The organism is Sphingomonas sp. dw_22, from assembly GCF_018449795.1.
Taxonomy (GTDB): Bacteria; Pseudomonadota; Alphaproteobacteria; order Sphingomonadales; family Sphingomonadaceae; genus Sphingomonas.
Genome location: NZ_JAAVVE010000008.1, coordinates 1 through 16646 on the forward strand (window position 1 = coordinate 1; position 16646 = coordinate 16646).

18 protein-coding genes are annotated in these 16646 nt (G+C 67.1%); 5 read left to right on the forward strand and 13 right to left on the reverse strand.

Annotated elements, in window-relative coordinates; translation table 11 throughout:
• Positions 1-1233 (forward strand): efflux transporter outer membrane subunit (locus HB724_RS05360; protein WP_213979883.1); only part of this gene is annotated, 1233 nt, incomplete at its 5' end.
• A gap of 7 nt (positions 1234-1240) precedes the next feature.
• Here the strand turns inward: HB724_RS05360 and HB724_RS05365 are convergent.
• Positions 1241-1675, reverse strand: coding sequence for a GFA family protein (locus HB724_RS05365; RefSeq protein WP_213979884.1), 435 nt, complete (start codon positions 1673-1675; stop codon positions 1241-1243).
• Positions 1676-1677: 2 nt separating this feature from the next.
• Positions 1678-2706, reverse strand: a complete 1029-nt coding sequence (locus HB724_RS05370; RefSeq protein WP_213979885.1) for an aspartate-semialdehyde dehydrogenase — start codon at positions 2704-2706, stop codon at positions 1678-1680.
• A gap of 164 nt (positions 2707-2870) precedes the next feature.
• Between HB724_RS05370 and HB724_RS05375 the strand changes: the two genes are divergently transcribed.
• Entirely contained in the window at positions 2871-4322 is a 1452-nt protein-coding gene (locus HB724_RS05375) for a patatin-like phospholipase family protein (protein WP_213979886.1), read from the forward strand.
• Here HB724_RS05375 and arsB read toward each other — a convergent pair.
• The 4 genes from arsB to HB724_RS05395 form a co-directional block, all read right to left on the reverse strand.
• Complete coding sequence (arsB, locus tag HB724_RS05380) at positions 4319-5356, reverse strand: ACR3 family arsenite efflux transporter (RefSeq protein ID WP_213979887.1); 1038 nt, start codon at positions 5354-5356, stop codon at positions 4319-4321. The two genes, HB724_RS05375 and arsB, sit on opposite strands and share 4 nt — an antisense overlap.
• Before the next feature lie 36 nt (positions 5357-5392).
• Positions 5393-5806, reverse strand: coding sequence for an arsenate reductase (glutaredoxin) (gene arsC, locus HB724_RS05385; protein WP_213979888.1), 414 nt, complete (start codon positions 5804-5806; stop codon positions 5393-5395).
• Positions 5807-5817: 11 nt separating this feature from the next.
• Complete coding sequence (locus tag HB724_RS05390; protein WP_213979889.1) at positions 5818-6147, reverse strand: metalloregulator ArsR/SmtB family transcription factor; 330 nt, start codon at positions 6145-6147, stop codon at positions 5818-5820.
• A gap of 258 nt (positions 6148-6405) precedes the next feature.
• On the reverse strand, positions 6406-8637 hold the full coding sequence (locus tag HB724_RS05395) for a S9 family peptidase (RefSeq protein ID WP_213979890.1): 2232 nt from the start codon (positions 8635-8637) through the stop codon (positions 6406-6408).
• Positions 8638-8814: 177 nt separating this feature from the next.
• Between HB724_RS05395 and HB724_RS05400 the strand changes: the two genes are divergently transcribed.
• Positions 8815-9270 (forward strand): PA2169 family four-helix-bundle protein, encoded by a 456-nt coding sequence (locus HB724_RS05400; RefSeq protein WP_213979891.1) that lies wholly within the window; start codon positions 8815-8817, stop codon positions 9268-9270.
• 57 nt (positions 9271-9327) lie between these two features.
• On the opposite strand, the gene rplS is transcribed toward HB724_RS05400, so the two are convergent.
• Genes rplS through HB724_RS05420 form a run of 4 tightly spaced genes read right to left on the reverse strand, consistent with a single transcriptional unit; the run spans position 9328 to position 11095 of the window.
• Complete coding sequence (gene rplS, locus HB724_RS05405; protein ID WP_213979892.1) at positions 9328-9717, reverse strand: 50S ribosomal protein L19; 390 nt, start codon at positions 9715-9717, stop codon at positions 9328-9330.
• Position 9718: 1 nt separating this feature from the next.
• Positions 9719-10450: a tRNA (guanosine(37)-N1)-methyltransferase TrmD gene (gene trmD / locus HB724_RS05410; protein ID WP_213979893.1), complete on the reverse strand. Its 732-nt coding sequence runs from the start codon at positions 10448-10450 to the stop codon at positions 9719-9721.
• On the reverse strand, positions 10447-10827 hold the full coding sequence (locus HB724_RS05415; protein WP_213979894.1) for a type II toxin-antitoxin system VapC family toxin: 381 nt from the start codon (positions 10825-10827) through the stop codon (positions 10447-10449). The genes trmD and HB724_RS05415 overlap by 4 nt, the downstream gene beginning before the upstream one ends.
• Positions 10820-11095: an AbrB/MazE/SpoVT family DNA-binding domain-containing protein gene (locus HB724_RS05420; protein WP_213979895.1), complete on the reverse strand. Its 276-nt coding sequence runs from the start codon at positions 11093-11095 to the stop codon at positions 10820-10822. The genes HB724_RS05415 and HB724_RS05420 overlap by 8 nt, the downstream gene beginning before the upstream one ends.
• Before the next feature lie 145 nt (positions 11096-11240).
• On the opposite strand from HB724_RS05420, the gene HB724_RS05425 reads away from it, so the two are divergent.
• A complete protein-coding gene (locus tag HB724_RS05425; protein ID WP_218625079.1) occupies positions 11241-12206 on the forward strand; it encodes a DUF2268 domain-containing putative Zn-dependent protease in 966 nt (321 codons plus the stop codon).
• A 9-nt stretch (positions 12207-12215) separates the two neighbouring features.
• Here HB724_RS05425 and rimM read toward each other — a convergent pair whose 3' ends face one another.
• From rimM to ffh, 3 genes are read right to left on the reverse strand one after another with little or no spacing between them, the layout of a single operon-like run.
• Positions 12216-12695, reverse strand: a complete 480-nt coding sequence (rimM, locus tag HB724_RS05430; protein ID WP_213979896.1) for a ribosome maturation factor RimM — start codon at positions 12693-12695, stop codon at positions 12216-12218.
• A 3-nt stretch (positions 12696-12698) separates the two neighbouring features.
• Positions 12699-13220 carry a 30S ribosomal protein S16 gene (rpsP, locus tag HB724_RS05435; protein ID WP_213979897.1) on the reverse strand — a complete coding sequence of 174 codons (522 nt, stop codon included), beginning with the start codon at positions 13218-13220 and terminating at the stop codon, positions 12699-12701.
• Positions 13221-13263: 43 nt separating this feature from the next.
• Positions 13264-14751: a signal recognition particle protein gene (gene ffh, locus HB724_RS05440; RefSeq protein ID WP_213979898.1), complete on the reverse strand. Its 1488-nt coding sequence runs from the start codon at positions 14749-14751 to the stop codon at positions 13264-13266.
• Positions 14752-14985: 234 nt separating this feature from the next.
• Here ffh and HB724_RS05445 point away from each other — a divergent pair, with 234 nt between their 5' ends.
• Positions 14986-16614 (forward strand): EAL domain-containing protein, encoded by a 1629-nt coding sequence (locus HB724_RS05445; protein ID WP_213979899.1) that lies wholly within the window; start codon positions 14986-14988, stop codon positions 16612-16614.
• Positions 16615-16646: the final 32 nt, after the last annotated feature.

The following is a 16646-nucleotide window of genomic DNA, read 5'->3' on the forward strand; positions in this document are numbered from 1 at the left end:
GCCACGGGGGGGCGGGGGTCGGGGGCCCCGCCCCCACCCCGGGGGGGGGGGCGGGGGCGGGCACGACACGCGGACACGGCCCGGGCGCGGGCCGGGGGGGGGGAAGCACGGGGCCGGTTCCGCCCCGCCCCGGCCCAGGGCCTGGCCAGGGTGGGCGCCTGGGCCGCCGGCGGTCCGCAGCGCGCGCTCAACGCCTTCGGCATCGGCACCGATCAGACCGCCGGCCAGGCCCAGCTCTCGGTCGCCTATGACGCCGATCTGTTCGGCCGCCTTGCCAACGCCAGCGCCGCCGCCCGCGCCGCGCTGCTCGCTACCCAGGCCGCGCGCGACAATGTCCGCCTCGCCGTCACCGCGTCCGCCGCCGGCGGCTATATCGGCCTGCGCGCGCTCGACGCGCGGCTGGCGGTGCTCCGCCAGACGGTCGAGGCCCGCCGCACCACGCTCCACCTCACCCAGCGCCGCGCCGAGACCGGCTATGCCCCGATGCTCGATCAGCGCCAGGCCGAGGCCGAGCTCGCCGCCACCGAAGCGTTGATCCCCGCCACCGAGCTGGCGATCCGCCGCCAGGAAGACGCCCTCAGCCTGCTCCTGGGCGAAAGCCCCCGCGAGATCGCGCGCGGCCTCGCGCTCGATGCCCTCCACACGCCGGAAACACCCGCAGGTCTCCCCTCCGAGCTGCTCCGCCGCCGCCCGGACATCGCCCAGGCCGAGCAGAGCGTGGTCGCCGCCGATCGCTCGCTCGACTCGGCACGCGCCGCCTTCATGCCGAACATCCGGCTGAGCGCGGCCGGCGGCCTGGTCGCCTCGACGCTGATCCCCGATCCGGTCACGATCTTCTCGCTGGGCGGCAGCATCCTCGCCCCGATCTTCGAGGGCGGGCGGCTCACCGCGCAGCAGGACGCCGCCGCCGCCCGGCGCGATCAGGCGGCCTTCGCCTATCGCAAGGCCGCGCTCACCGCCTTCCGCGAGGTCGAGGATTCGCTGGCGGGCGTGAGCCGCATCGCCGAGCAGGAGCAGGTGATCGAAGGCCAGCGCACCTCGCTCGCCGAAGTGCTACGCCTCGCCACCAACCGCTATCGCGCCGGCTATTCGCCCTATCTGGAGCAGCTCGACGCCCAGCGCGCCCTGCTCTCGGCCGAGCTCGCGCTGGTCCAGGCCCGCGCCGATCGGCTGTCGGCATCGGTCTCGCTCTACCAGGCGCTGGGCGGCGGCTGGAGCCCCGACGCCCCCTGAGCCCGGATCAATCCTGCAATATCGCCGCAAGCTCGCCGAGCGGCGCGCTCTCCGCGAATTGCGGCACGCTTTCGGGGATGACGATCCAGGGCTGCTTGCGCCCGACCCAGATATGCGCGCGCGGCACGATCCCGTCGCTCGCGTCCAGCGTCCCGGCGCGCAGGATCGCCAGCCCCGGCCGGGCGCTGTTCACATTGTAGATGCGCGTGTGGCACGTCCGGCATACGAACTGCCGCGACAGCGAGCCGCTCGGATTGGTGAAGCTGTATTCGACGATCGGCCCTTCGACCGCCAGCGCACCGTCCATCACCGGCGCCTGCTCGGTGAAGGCACTGGCCGACCAGGTCTGGCAATCGAGGCAATGGCAGCAATAGACCGCCGGCAGCGTCTCCACCGCCAGCGTGTAGCGGACGGCGCCGCAACGGCAGCCGCCCGCCAGCACGGTTATGCCGCCTTCTTCAGGTGCCGCCGGCCGAGCAGCTCGGCGATCTGCACCGCGTTCAGCGCCGCGCCCTTGCGGAGGTTGTCCGAAACGCACCACAGCGACAGCCCGTTGTCGACGGTCGAATCCTCGCGCACGCGGCTGATGAAGGTCGCATATTCGCCGACGCATTCGATCGGCGTCACGTATCCGCCGTCCTCATGCTTGTCGATCAGCATCACCCCCGGCGCCTCGCGCAGGATCGTCTTGGCCTTCGCGGCCGAGATCTCGTCCTCGAACTCGATGTTGATTGCCTCCGAATGGCCGACGAACACCGGCACGCGCACGCAGGTCGCCGTCACCTTGATCTTCGGATCGAGGATCTTCTTGGTCTCCACCACCATCTTCCACTCTTCCTTGGTCGATCCGTCGTCCAGGAAGCTGTCGATATGCGGGATCACGTTGAACGCGATCTGCTTGGTGAACTTCTGCGGCACGGCGGGATCGCCGACGAAGATGTTGCGGCTCTGCTCGAACAGCTCGTCCATCCCCGCCTTGCCCGCGCCGGAGACCGACTGATAGGTCGCGACCACCACGCGCTTGATCTTCGCGGCATCGTGCAGCGGCTTCAGCGCCACCACCATCTGCGCGGTCGAGCAGTTCGGGTTCGCGATGATGTTGCGCTTGGTATAGCCGTCGATCGCCTCGGGGTTCACCTCGGGCACGATCAGCGGCACGTCCGGGTCCATGCGGTAGAGCGAGGCATTGTCGATCACCGTGCAGCCCGCCGCGGCGAACTTCGGAGCGTATTTCGCACTGCCCTCGGATCCGATCGCGAACAGCGCCATGTCCCAGCCGGTGGGATCGAAATGCTCGATGTTCTGGACCTTGTACTGTTTCCCGGTCTCGCCGTAATCGACCGTGTCGCCGGTCGAGCGCGACGAGGCGAGCACCGCCAGATCGTCGATCGGGAATTCCCGCTCGGCCAGGATGTTCAGCATTTCACGCCCGACATTGCCGGTGGCGCCAGCGACCACGACACGGTAGCCCATCACATACTCCAGATTGAGGACGAGTGGTGCCGCTACGCCTCCGGGCGCTTCGGCGCAAGCAAGCCGTGCTTTGCCCGGCCCATGGCTCCGCTTTGGCCGGATTTCCGCAAGACCCGCCGCCCCGATTCGGGTAGGATGGCGAACGGCTTGAGGGGGACCGGGCAATGCGGCGAATGATGGCGATCGTCCTGCTGGGGCTGGCCCTGGGCAGCTGCGCGTGGCGCGGCGCGCTCAAGATGGACTGCGCCGATTTCGCCGCGCGCGTGCATCCGATCGAATACACCCCGCTCGAACGCCAGATCCGCGGACTCGATCTCGAAACCCTCCCCCCGTCCGATCGCGCGCTCGCCGCCCGCCTCGCCGCCCGCGAGATCGCCCGGCTGCGTACCGATGAGAATTATCTCCGCGCCCAGTCCGGGCCACGGCGCGCGGTGCTGCTGCTCTCGGGCGGCGGGCAATGGGGGGCGTTCGGCGTCGGGCTGATGAACAAGCTGGCCGAGGAGCGGCTGTTCCCCGATGTCGCCGTCGTCACCGGCGTCAGCACCGGGGCGCTGCAGTCGCTGTTCGTCGGCGCCGGGCTCGACCGCCCCGATGCCGAGGGCGCCGCGATCCGCAAGGCGCTGGAGAACGCCTATTCCCCCGTGCGCGAAAGCGACATCGTCGATCGCGAATCGATGCAGTTCCTCGCCGCGCTCGACGGCGCCCTGGCCAATCTCAAGCCGCTCAAGCGCCGCTTCGAGGAGCGCATCTGCCCGCGCCTCTACGATCCCAAATCGCCCGAGGGCCGCGCGGGCATCTGCCTGATCGCCCGGCTGCGCGACAATCCGGATCGCAAGGTGCTGCTCGGCATGATCGAGGCCAATTCGGGCGATTTCGGCTATGTCGACGTGCAGGAGCTGCTCGCGCCCTATGGCGACAGCGACGCGGATCTGGGCAAGGCCACCCAATGCCTTGCCGGCGCCGCGATCGCCTCGGCGGCGGTGCCGGTCTTCTACCAGCAGGTCCGCGTCGACGGAAAAACCTATTATGACGGCGGCGTCCGCCAGTCGGTGTTCCTCTCCTCGGTGGTCGAGGCACGCCGCCAGGCCGCATTGCTGGTCCGTCAGGAGCGCCGGCGGCTGCTCCAGGAACGCGGCCTCCAGCCGGCCGACACGCTCGCCGCGCCCGAACCGCCGCCGGTCTATGTCATCCGCAACGGCCCCACCGCGCTCCAGCCCGACGACAATCCCCCGCCCGGCGCGCGTGCCCGGATCGATCGCAACGCCGATGCGCTCAACGCCGCCCAGCGCAGCGAGGCGATCATGGTCAACCAGCTCGAGGTCGGCTCGATCGCGGCGCTGCGCCTCAACCAGCCCGGCGGCGCGATCTGGTTCGTCAGCGCCGACGGCTACCAGAACTATACGCCCACCTACGACCTGCATGTCCGCTGCGGCCCGCTCAAGACCCCGCGCGAGGCGATGTTCATCCCCGCCTTCATGCGCTGCATGATGGATTACGGCCGAAACCGCGCCACCGGCGGCGAGCCCTGGATCGACCTGTGCCATTATGACGGCACCGAGACCCGCACGATCTGCAAGCGTCCGGGCGACGCCGCGCCGGCGCGGCTGATGCGCTAGAATCGTCGCGCCGCCGTTCCTTTCTCATACCAGGGCCTGCTGCGCTTCACCAACGCGACGATCGACAGCATCACCGGAACTTCCACCAGCACGCCGACCACGGTGGCCAGCGCAGCGCCGGAGTTGAGCCCGAAAAGGCTGATTGCGGCCGCCACGGCCAGCTCGAAGAAGTTGGAGGCCCCGATGAGCGCGGCGGGCCCCGCCACGCACCAGGCGACGCCCAGGCGCCGGCTGAGCCAATAGGCGATACCGGCGTTGAGATAGACCTGGAACAGGATGGGCACGGCAATCAGCGCGATGACGAGCGGCTGCCGGAGGATCTGCTCGCCCTGGAAGCCGAACAGCAGGGCGAGCATGGCCAGCAGGCCGGCCAGGCTGACCGGCCCCGATACCGCGAGGAGCCTGTCGAAGGATCGCCGGCTGCGGCGCAGCAGTATCCGCCGCGCGAACTGGGCAACCACCACCGGCACGACGATGTAGAGCGCGACCGACAGGGCAAGCGTGTTCCACGGCACCGTGATCGAAGCCACGCCCAGCAACAGGCCGACAAGGGGCGCGAAGGCGAAGACCATGACGAGATCGTTCAACGCGACCTGGCTCAGGGTATAGCCCGGCTCGCCGTCCACGAGGTTCGACCAGACGAAGACCATGGCCGTGCAGGGCGCGGCGGCAAGCAGGATGAGCCCGGCAATATATCCGGATGCCTCCCCGGCCGGGAGCAAAGGCGCGAACAGATGGCCGAGGAAAAATGTCCCCAGCAGCGCCATCGAGAAGGGCTTGACCGCCCAGTTGACGAACAGGGTCACGCCGACGCCGCGCCAATGCCGGCGGACGCTCCCCAGCGCCCCGAAGTCCACCTTGAGCAGCATGGGGACGATCATCAGCCAGATCAGCAAGGCGACGACGAGGTTGACCCGCGCCGCTTGGAGCGCCGCGATCGCTGCGAACAGTCCGGGAAGCATATGCCCCAGGGCGACGCCCGCCACGATGCAAAGCGCCACCCACAGGGTCAGATACCGCTCGAATATGGTCATGCCGGTCCTTCGATCAGCGCTGTCGGGCGGCGGCGGTCATTGCCGCGTCGCCTCCACGACCTCGCCGTCCTCCTTCACGAAAACGCTCTTTTGCGGGGTCGGCAGGAGCTCCAGGACGACCTCGGACGGCCGGCAGAGCCTGACGCCCAGCGGGGACACGACGAGCGGCCGATTGATGAGGACGGGATGCTCGATCATGGCATCCACCAGCGCGCCGTCGCTCAGGCTCTCGTCGCCCAGTCCAAGATCCGCATAGGGCGTGCCTTTCTCCCGCAGCAGGGCGCGGGGCGTGATCCCGGCGCGGGCGATCAACTGGACCAGCAGGGCGCGGCTCGGCGGGGTCTTGAGATATTCGATGACATGGGGTTCGATCCCGGCATTGCGGATCATCGCCAGCACGTTCCGGGAAGTGCCGCATTCGGGATTGTGGTAGAGGATGATGTCGGTCATCGCGCCCGCGTTCAGCAACAGGCGAGTTCGGCCAGAAGCGGCTCGCAGAGTTCCGCCCGGCCCTGGCAGCAGTCCTTCGCCAGAAAGAGCATCAAGGCCCGCAGCCCGCCGATATCGGCACGCTGGATCTGCTGGCGCCCGCGTTTCTCGGACAGGACCAGCCCGGCCTTGGCAAGCACCGCCAGATGAGTCGAAAAGGTGCTTTGGCTCAGCCCCGAGGCTTCGACCAGCTGGCCGGTCGACAACCCATGGGGCTCATGCCGCACCAACAGGCGAAAGGCATCCAGCCGCGTGGGATGCGCCAGCGCGGCGAGAGCGGAGAGTGCGCGTTCCGAGTCCATGCATCGGGATTAACCGATGATTTCCTGCCGCTCAATACCCATCGGAAATTCCCGATGTAAAGGGCACCCCTTGCAATGTAGGATTTGAGCGCCGACCCCGGGGATCGGCTCTTTCTCATCGTCGAGGCACAGGAAACGCAGGCAAGCCCGCGTCCCGAAATACCCCTTTGGGGAGTCAACTTGGTCAACCGGCGGAGTCAACCGGTCCGGCGAAAATCCGCCGAACCCGTGGATTTCCGCCCAACCGGCGCGAGCCTGTTACTTGCCCTCCGTCCCCAGCCGCCGGTCCAGGAAGCCCAGGATCGTGCCCCAGAGATGCTGGCTGATGCCGGGGCCGCCCACGCGGTGGGTATAGCCGGGATACATCATCATCTCGAACGGCACCTCATGCTGCTGGAGCGTCGCCGCCATCGCGGTGGTGTGCTCCAGCACGACATTGTCGTCGGCCATGCCGTGGACGATCAGCAGCGGGTCGGCGATCTTGGCCGCATCGGCGATATTGTCGGACTTCTCATACGCTTCGGGCACCTTGTTCGGATCGCCCATGTAGCGCTCGGTATAATGGGTGTCGTAGAGTTCCCACTTCGTCACCGGCGCCCCCGCCACGCCCGCGGCGAACACGCCCGGCGCGGATTCGAGCATCTTCAGCGTCATGTATCCGCCATAGGACCAGCCATAGATCGCGATCCTGTCCGGATCGACGAAGCCCAGGCTCTTCAGATAGCGCGCCCCGGCAAGCTGGTCGGCGACTTCCACCGAACCCATCGCGTGCCAGATCGCGTCCTCGAATTCCTTGCCGCGATTGGCCGATCCGCGATTGTCGATCTGGAACCAGATATAGCCGCGATCGACCAGATATTGCTGGAGCGCGCCGCCCCAGGCCCGCGTGACGGTCTGCGAATGCGGTCCGCCATAATGCTGGAAGAACACGGAGTAGCGCTTGCCCGGCTCCAGCCTGGGCGTAATCATCTCCCAGTGCAGCACCGTGCCGTCATCGGCCTTCACCGTGCCGAAGGTCCGCTCGCGGTGGCCGGCGAGATAGGGATGATAGGGGTGATCCGCCGCAGTCACCGCATTCTCGCTCACCCAGGCCAGCCGCTTGCCGGTGGCGTCGGCCAGATAGACCTGGCTCGGCTGGTTGATGTTCGATCGCGTCACGATCGCCCGCGTCGCCGATCCATCCATCGTCGCGCTGTTCCACCAGCCCGCCTCGGTCAGCCGCGCCGGGACGCCCGGCTTGGCGTAATCGACCGAATAGAGCTGCCGCTCCAGCACATCGTCCTTGTTGCCCAGGAAGAAGACGCGGTGCTTCGCCTCATCGACATAGGTAGCGTCGATCGCGACTTCCCAATCGCCCTTGGTGAGCTGGGTCCATTTCCCCGCCTTCCAGCGATAGAGATGGCCGTGCCCGTCGCGCTCGGACCACCAGATCAGGCTGCCGTCGGAGAGCGGCTCGAAGCCGTTGGACAGGTTCACCCAGCTCCGCGGCTCCGATTTCTCGGTGAAGAGGATGCTCGACTTGCCGGTCGCGGGATCGACCTTGAGCATGTCGAGCACGGTCTGGTCGCGGTTCTGGCGCTGGACGTAGAGTGCGCTGCCGTCCTTCGCCCAATCGACCCGCGCGACATAGATGTCGGTCTCCTTGCCCAGATCGACCTTCACCCGGTTCGCGCCGGCCGGGTCCATGACATAGAGCTCGACCAGCGCATTGGGCGTGCCCGCCTTGGGGTAGCGCTGCTGGTAGATATTGGTGCCCTCGGCGCCGATCGCGGCGCGGGTGACGATGCCCACCGGCGCCTCGTCGAACCGCTCGACCGCGACATAGCGATCGCCCGGCGACCACCAATAACCGCTGAACCGGTCCATCTCCTCTTGGGCCACGAACTCGGCCTCGCCCCAATGGACGGTATCCTTGCCGTCCTGGGTGATCGGCGCGGCCTTGCCGGTCGCCAGGTTCATCACCACCAGATTCTGGTCCTGGACATAGCTGGCATAGCCGCCGGCCGGGCTGATCGCGGCGTTGAGCTTCGGCCCGGCGCCGGCGGGCAGCTTCTCGGCCTTGCCGTCCAGCGTGGCGCGATACAGCTCGCCTTCCAGCGGCACCAGGATCGATCGGCTGTCGGGCGCCCAGTCATAGGCGACGATGCCCTTGCTCCCGCCGATGCGGGCGCGCTCGCGCTGCATCTTCTCGGCCTCGGAAAGCTCGGCGCCGCTGCCGACCTTCTTCGAATCGACCAGCATCCGCCATTCGCCGCTGGTGGTATCCATCGCCCACAGGTCGAAGCGCTCCTTCTCGTCGGCGCGGGCACGCAGCAGCGTCAGCCATTTGCCGTCGGGCGAGAGCTTCATCGCCCGCGGCGCCGATCCGGCGATGTCGGGGCTGGAGAAGACGCGATCGAGCGTCAGGCGGCTCACCTGCGCGTTCGCGTCAGCCGGCACGATCAGCGTTCCACCCGCGGTCAAAGCCAGACCCAACAGCCATTTGCGCATACCTTATTCGCCTCCCTGAGCGCGCGCGTTATCGCGGGGGATCGCGGCGCGGTAAAGAGCGCAGGCGAAACGAACCCCGGATCGCGACGCCGGCCATGCCCAACGCCGCGATAACCTTCATTTTCGGAAACCCTTAAGCACGCGCGCCGGTTTTTACGGGACAGGGAGAAAGCCGCCATGTCCATGAATACCGATATCGCCAAGCTGGACGATCTGATCGTCACCACGATCGACAGCATCCGTGGCTATGAACATTCGGCCGGCCATGCCCAGGCGGGGCGCTATGCCGATTTCTTCCGCTCGATAGCCGCCGAACGGCGCAACGTCGTCGCGCGCCTCCAGGCCGCCAGCCGCGAACTGGGCGGCACCCCGGCCGAATATGGATCGACCGCCACACGCCTCCATGGCCGCTGGGAGAAGCTCCGCCGCGCCCTGGACGGCGACGGCGTGGCGCTGGTCAGCGAAGTCGAACGCGGCGAGGAGCATCTGAAGGAAGCGTTCGAGCGCGCGATGCACGACGACCACCTCTATCCGGATACCCGCGAGTTGATCGCCCAGTGCCATGAATCGGTGCTGCACGGCTATGACCGCGCCCATGCGCTCGCACATCAGTTCGAAGCCACCAGGGGCTGAAACGGAAAAGGGCGCGGACACCTTCGTGTCCACGCCCTTGTCTCGAAAAGCCGGAGCTTATTCGGCGGCGGCCGTCTCGGTCGGGCGCACGTCGCGGCGCTCGGCGATACGGGCCGACTTGCCGGTGCGGCCGCGCAGATAATAGAGCTTCGCACGACGCACGACGCCGCGGCGGACGACTTCGATCGAATCGATGTTCGGCGAATAGAGCGGGAAGACACGCTCGACGCCCTCGCCGAACGAGATCTTCCGCACGGTGAAGTTGGAGCCCATGCCCTTGTTCGAACGCGCGATGCACACGCCTTCATAGTTCTGAACGCGGGTGCGCTCGCCTTCGACGACCTTCACGCCGACCTTCAGCGTGTCGCCCGCGCGGAATTCCGGAATCTTCTTCGCCGCGTTGAACTTGGCGATCTGCTCGGCTTCGAGCGTCTGGATGACGTTCATGTCATTCGTCCTTGTTTCGTCGCCGCGCGCCAGAGGGAGACTGGGCCCGAGCGCCCTCGTGGCGCTCCCAAAGGTCCGGCCTCCTTAGCCGTGTATCGGTCTCGGCCATGTGCTTTCGCCAGGCCGCGATCCTCGCATGATCCCCCGATCGCAGCACTTCGGGGATCGTGCGCCCTTCCCATTCAGCAGGTCGGGTATATTGCGGATATTCGAGAAGCCCCGTTTCGAAGCTCTCGTCCACGCCGCTGGAAGGCGCGCCCATTACTCCGGGAATGAGCCGAATGCAAGCGTCGAGCAGCGTCAGCGCCGCCATTTCCCCGCCGGACAGGATATAGTCGCCGATCGAGACCTGCTCGATCGCGCGCGCCTCGAACAGCCGCTCGTCGATCCCCTCGAACCTGCCGCACAGGATCGTCACGCCCGGCCCGTCGGCAAGCGCCCGCACCCGCTCCTGCGTGAGCGGCGCGCCGCGCGGCGTCATCGCCAGCATCGGCCGCCCCGGCGCGACGCTGTCGAGCGCGGCGGCGAGCACGTCGGCACGCATCACCATCCCCGCCCCGCCCCCCGCCGGCGTGTCGTCCACCGAGCGATGCCTGTCAGTGGCGAAGTCGCGGATCTGCACCGCCTCCAGGCCCCACAGCCCCTCGCGCAGCGCCCGCCCGGCGAGGGAAATGCCGAGCGGCCCGGGAAACATCTCCGGATAGAGCGTCAATACGGTCGCGGCGAAGGTCACAGGGTCCAGTTCTCGATTTTCAGGCCGGGGATGTCTGCGAAGTCGCCCGGATTATTCGTTATCAGCGTCATGCCGACTGCAAGGGCATGCGCGGCGATCAACCTGTCGAAACGCGCCCGTTTGAACGGAAGCGTTCCATAGATCCGCGCCGCCGTCTCATCGAAAGCCAGCACCGGTATATTGGCGACGAATGCCGCCAGATCGGGCGCATCCTGAGCATTCGCTCCGTAACCGACTGCGATCTCGGCAAGCGAAACGGCAGAGACGAACAGCGTATCAGCTGACTGGTCCGCTACGCGCGCAGACAATGTCGGCGACGCGTTGTTCAACAAGTAGATGCAGATATCGCTGTCGAGCAGGAACAGGCCGTCAGCCATCCCGTTTCAGCCGCTTGCCTTCCCAGTCCAATTCCCGCTCTTCGAAGATGCGATCCTCGGGCTTCAACGGCTTCAGCCATGGCGCTTTCCCGGCGAAACCGCTGATATCGATCTTCCGCTTCGGTGCCTCTACCGGTTCGACCACATAGCGCCCCTGCTCCTCGCGCACGCGCATCTCCATGCCTTCCTTCAGGCCCAGCGCCTTCGGCAGCCGCAACGCCACCGAATTGCCCGACTTGAACACCTTGGCGCGATATTCCTCGCCCATGCCGATCCTCCGTATATACGCAATGTATATACAGCGCACCACAGGGTCAAGGAGACAGGACCGGCACGGCCGAAACGGTCATCAAACGATTGCCGAAAATAGCCGCACTCCCTACGAGAATGCGCAATTGGGGAGAGTATGGACGATGCACATCCGGTCCGCCTTGGCCGCCCTCGCCTTCGCCGCGGCGACGCCCGCCGCCGCACAGGTCGCCGCGCCCGCGGAAACGGTGCAGACCGGGGACGTCGATCGCTTCTGGACCGCCTATGACGCAATCCGCGCGGCCCAGGATCCGGCGCAGAAGCTCGCGCTGGTCCAGAGCATGTACATCGACAAGGGCACGCCGGGCCTCCACGCGCTGATGGCCGCGCGGCGCTACACTGCCCAGCAATATGTCGACGCGATCGGCAACTGGCCCAAATTCTGGACCTCGGTGCGCCCGCTCACCGCGCGCGCCCTCCAGGCCGCCGCGCCGCTCTCCCGCGATATCGAGAAGTTCCGCCAGCTCTATCCGGCACTCAAGCCGGCGAGCATCACCTATGCGGTGGGCGTGCTGCGCACCGGCGGCACCACCACCGGCAACATGGTGCTGATCGGCGCCGAGCTGGCGCTGGGCGACGAGACGGTGGACGTGTCCGAACTCCCCGAGCCGCTGCGCACCCGGCTCGGCACCTTCTTCAAGAGCCGGCCCTTCGCCAATAACGGCCAGAACAACGTCCACGAATATGTCCACACCCAGCAGCAGGATTCGGGCGAGCTGCTGGTCGGCCGCATCGCGATGGAGGGCGTGGCCGAGTTCGTCGCCGAGCAGATCACCGGCCGCCGGCCCGCCCTGCCGCTCTACACCTATGGTCCCGCGCACGAAGCCGAGGTCCGCGACCGTTTCCGCGCCGAGATGGACGGCGATGCCTGGGGCAACTGGCTCTACAACAGCGCCGACAATGCCTTCGGCGTCAGCGACATGGGCTATTATGTCGGCTATCGGATCGCCCAGGACTATTTTGCCCGCGCGGCGGACAAGAAGCGAGCGATCAAGGAAATGATCGAGCTGCCTTATGCCGATGCCGCCGCGGTGAAGGCGTATATCGCCAGGTCCGGCTATCTCGATTAGGCCGAGCGCTCAGCGCTCGATAAAGGCTTCGGAGACGATCAACCGCTCCGCGTCCCATTCGGGCACCGCTTCGGGCCGCATCGGCACCATGAAGCGCCTGGCGTCGGGCCGCTCGATCTCGAGCACGTCCCCTGCACCGTAATTGTCGATCGCGATCACCTTGCCCAGCGCCTCGCCGCCCTCCGAGACGACGGGCAGGCCGAGCAGGTCGATATGATAATATTCGCCCTCGCCCAGCGGCGGGAGGGCGGAACGCGGGACGGTAAGCTGCGTCCCGCGCAGCGCCTCGGCGGCGTTGCGATCGGCCACCTCGGCGAAGCGCGCGATCGCCCCGTTCGATCCGGGCCGGATCGACTTGAGCGTCAGCGCGCCGCCGTTGAACGACTGGTGCGCCCCAAGATCCTCGGCGAAGACCTTGAGGCGGACCTCGCCCGTCACGCCATGCGCGCCGATGACGGCGGCGAGCGTGACGGGCCGATCGCTGGCCAAGGATCAGGCCTCGGCCGGCGGGGTCTCTTCGGAAACCGCCTCGGCGACCTGCTCGGCCTCCGGGGTCGGCGCTTCGGTCGCGGCTTCCACCTCGGCGGCGATCACCGCTTCGGCTTCCTCGTTGCTGTCGGCGGCCGGAGCCTCGGGCGCCGGCGCGGCAGCGGCCTCGGCGGCGGCTTCCTCGGCAGCCTTCAGCTTCTCGGCACGCTCCTCGGCGCGCTCGGTGGCCTTCTCGCCCGGCTTGCCCTTGTTCGGGTTGCTGCGCGCGGCACGCTCCTTGACGCCGGCGGCGTCAAGGAAACGGGCGACGCGATCGGTCGGTTGGGCACCGACGCTCAGCCAATGCTTGGCGCGGTCGCCGTCGAGCACGATGCGCTTCTCGTCGTCCTTGGCGAGCAGCGGGTTATAGGTGCCGATCTTCTCGATGAACTTGCCGTCGCGGGGCGAACGGGCGTCCGCGATCACGATCCGGTAATAGGGGCGCTTCTTGGAACCACCGCGCGAGAGACGCATCGAAATAGCCATTAATAGTCCTTCTTGATATTCAGAGTTTATATTCGGGTTTAACTTATTTCTTCTTCAACAAATTCTCGAAGCCCGGCGGCAGGTTCGCGCCGCCCGGCATGCCGGGCAGGCCGCCGCCCATCTTGCCCATCATCTCGCCCATCTCCGGGCCGCCCAGGGCATTGCCGATGCCGCCCATGCCGCCGCCGGGGCCGCCCTTGCCGAGCATGCCCAGCATGCCCTTCAGGCCGCCCATCTTCTTCAGCCGCTTCATCGCGGTCTGCATTTCCTGGTGCATCTTGAGCAGCTTGTTGACGTCCTGCACGGTCGTCCCCGAGCCCTTGGCGACGCGGATCTTGCGCTTGGCGTTGAGCAATTCGGGCTTGGCGCGCTCCTTGGGAGTCATCGACGTTATCATCGCGTCCATGCGCAGCAGGATCTTCTCGTCCATGCCGCCGCCGGCCATCGCGGCCTGGGCCTTCTTCATGCCCGGGATCATGCCCGCCAGCGCACCCAGCCCGCCCATGCGGCGCATCTGCTGAAGCTGGCTGCGCAGGTCGTTCATGTCGAACTGGCCCTTGGCGAGCCGGGTCGCCATGCGCTCCGCGTCTTCCTGCTGGATCGACTCGGCCGCGCGCTCGACCAGCGAGACGACGTCGCCCATGCCCAGGATGCGGCCGGCGACGCGCTTGGGATGGAACGGCTCGATCGCATCGAGCTTCTCGCCCATGCCGGCAAACTTGATCGGCTTGCCGGTGACGGCCCGCATCGAAAGCGCCGCGCCGCCGCGGGCATCGCCGTCCATGCGGGTCAGGATCACGCCAGTCAGCGGCACCTGAGCCGAGAAGCTGGAGGCGACGTTCACCGCGTCCTGGCCGGTGAGCGAATCGACGACGAGCAGGATCTCGGCCGGCGTGGCGATGTCCGCCACCGCCTTCATCTCGTCCATGAGCTGCTGGTCGACGTGCAGGCGGCCCGCCGTGTCGAGCATCAGCACGTCATAGCCCTGGAGCTTCGCCGCCTGGAGCGCGCGCCGGGCAATATCCACCGGCTGCTGGCCCTGGACGATCGGCAGCGTCGCCACCTCGGTCTGGGTGCCGAGCACCGCGAGCTGCTCCTGCGCGGCCGGGCGATTGACGTCGAGCGACGCCATCAGCACCTTCTTGCCCTGCGTCTTGCTCAGCAGCTTCGCCAGCTTGGCGGTGGTAGTCGTCTTGCCCGAGCCCTGGAGGCCGACCAGCATGATGACAGCCGGCGGCGTGACCGCGATCTCGAGCTCGGACGTGTCCGAACCGAGCATGTCGACCAGCGCGTCATGGACGATCTTGACGACCTGCTGGCCCGGCGTGATCGAGCGCAGCACCTGCTGACCGACCGCCTGCTCGGTAATCTTGTCGACGAAGTCGCGCGCCACCGGAAGCGCGACATCGGCCTCCAGCAGGGCGATCCGCACTTCGCGCATCGCGGTGCGGACATCGGCTTCATTGAGCGCACCGCGCCCGCGCAGGCGCTCGAAGACGCCGCCAAGCCGTTCGCTCAGACTATCGAACATGGGTCCGGTTCACTCCAAAATTCATCGCCGATCCGCCAAACGCAAAACACGCCGGCGGACGAAACCTCGTCGGCCGGCGTCACCCCTCGGGGTGGCAATGTCTCGCGTTCCACGGGAACGGCAAGTGGCGCCCATAGCGGGACTGGCCCCGCGATGCAACCATTACGCATTTAACCTGATCTATACTCTCCGCATGTGAGAAACGCCCATCCGCATGGGGAGCCTATCCCGGCAATGTCGCTGGTCCACGAAGAAGACATTCACAACAATAGAGAATCGCACCCGAGCATTGTCACGGGTGCGATCAGCGTCGCCGCGATCCTGCTTTTCGTCGGAACGGGCAGCTCGGTCCTGTCCAAGACCTTGCAGCACTATATGTCGGGCACCGAACCGGCCGACCAGACGCTCGTCATCGCCCTGCTCCTGAACGTCGCGCTGATCCTGTTCGGCTGGCGCCGCCACCATGCGCTGTCGATGGAGGTCGAGATCCGCGCGGCGGCGGAGGAGCGCGCCCAGCATCTCGCCAGCCGCGATCCCCTCACCGGCTTCCTCAATCGCCGCAGCCTGGCCGAGGAAGGCGCCGCGATGTTCACCCGCGCCCATCGCCGCCGCAAGGCGATGGCGCTCGTCATGCTCGATCTCGATCATTTCAAGACGATCAACGACATGCATGGCCATGCCGTGGGCGATGCGCTGCTGCGCGGAGTCGCGACCGAGATCGCCCATGCCATGCCCCCGATCGCGCTCACCGCGCGGCTGGGCGGCGACGAATTCTCCTGCGGCTTCCTGTTCGATCCGGCCGAGCCCGGCACGGTGGAGCGCATCGCAGAGCGGCTCGTCAGCCGCATGGCCCAGCCGTTCGAGGCCGAGGGGCTTCGCCTCCACATCTCCTGCTCGCTCGGCATCGCCCGTTCGGACTTCGACTGCGCCAGCATCGACGCGCTGATGCGCTCGGCCGACATCGCCATGTACCAGGCGAAGAAGGCGGGCCGGAACCGCTATGCCTGGTTCGACCAGTCGATGGAGCGCGAGCTCCAGACCCGCAACGAGCTGGAAAGCGGCCTCCGCCTCGCCATTCCGCGCCAGGAGATCGTCCCCTATTTCGAGCAGCAGGTCGACTTGTCGACCGGGCGCCTCCACGGCTTCGAAGTGCTCGCGCGCTGGGAGCACCCCACCCGCGGCCTGATAAGCCCCGACCTGTTCATCCCGATCGCGGAGGAGACCGGCATGATCGCCGATCTCTCGCTCTCGATCATGCGCCAGGCGTTCATTGCCGCGCGCGACTGGGATTCCTCGCTCAGCCTGTCGATCAACGTCTCGCCCTGGCAGCTCCGCGACGCCTGGCTGGCGCAGAAGATCATCAAGGTGCTCACCGAGACCGGCTTCCCCGCGAACCGGCTGGAGGTAGAGATCACCGAAAGCGCGCTGTTCGACAATCTGGCGCTCGCCCAGTCGATCGTCGGCAGCCTCAAGAACCAGGGCATCCATCTCGCGCTCGACGATTTCGGCACCGGCTATTCGTCGCTGGCGCATCTGCGCGCGCTGCCCTTCGATCGCATCAAGATCGACAAGAGCTTCGTGATGTCGCTGAACGAAAGCGCCGATTCGGCCGCGATCGTCAATGCGATCATCAGCCTGGGCGAGAGCCTGAACCTGCCGATCACCGCCGAGGGCGTCGAGGATGCGGGGATCGAGGAGCGGCTGCGCGTGCTCGGCTGCGCCAAGGCGCAGGGCTGGCATTATGGCCGCCCGCTCTCGGTCGCCAGCGTGCGCCGCCTGCTCGCCGAGCGCCGCCTGCTCCAGCATGTCCCCGCGCCTCCGGAACCCGCCGAAGTCACCGCCGGCCAGCGCCGCGCCGGCTGAGCGGCCCTTTTCCCCTATAATCGTCATCCCGG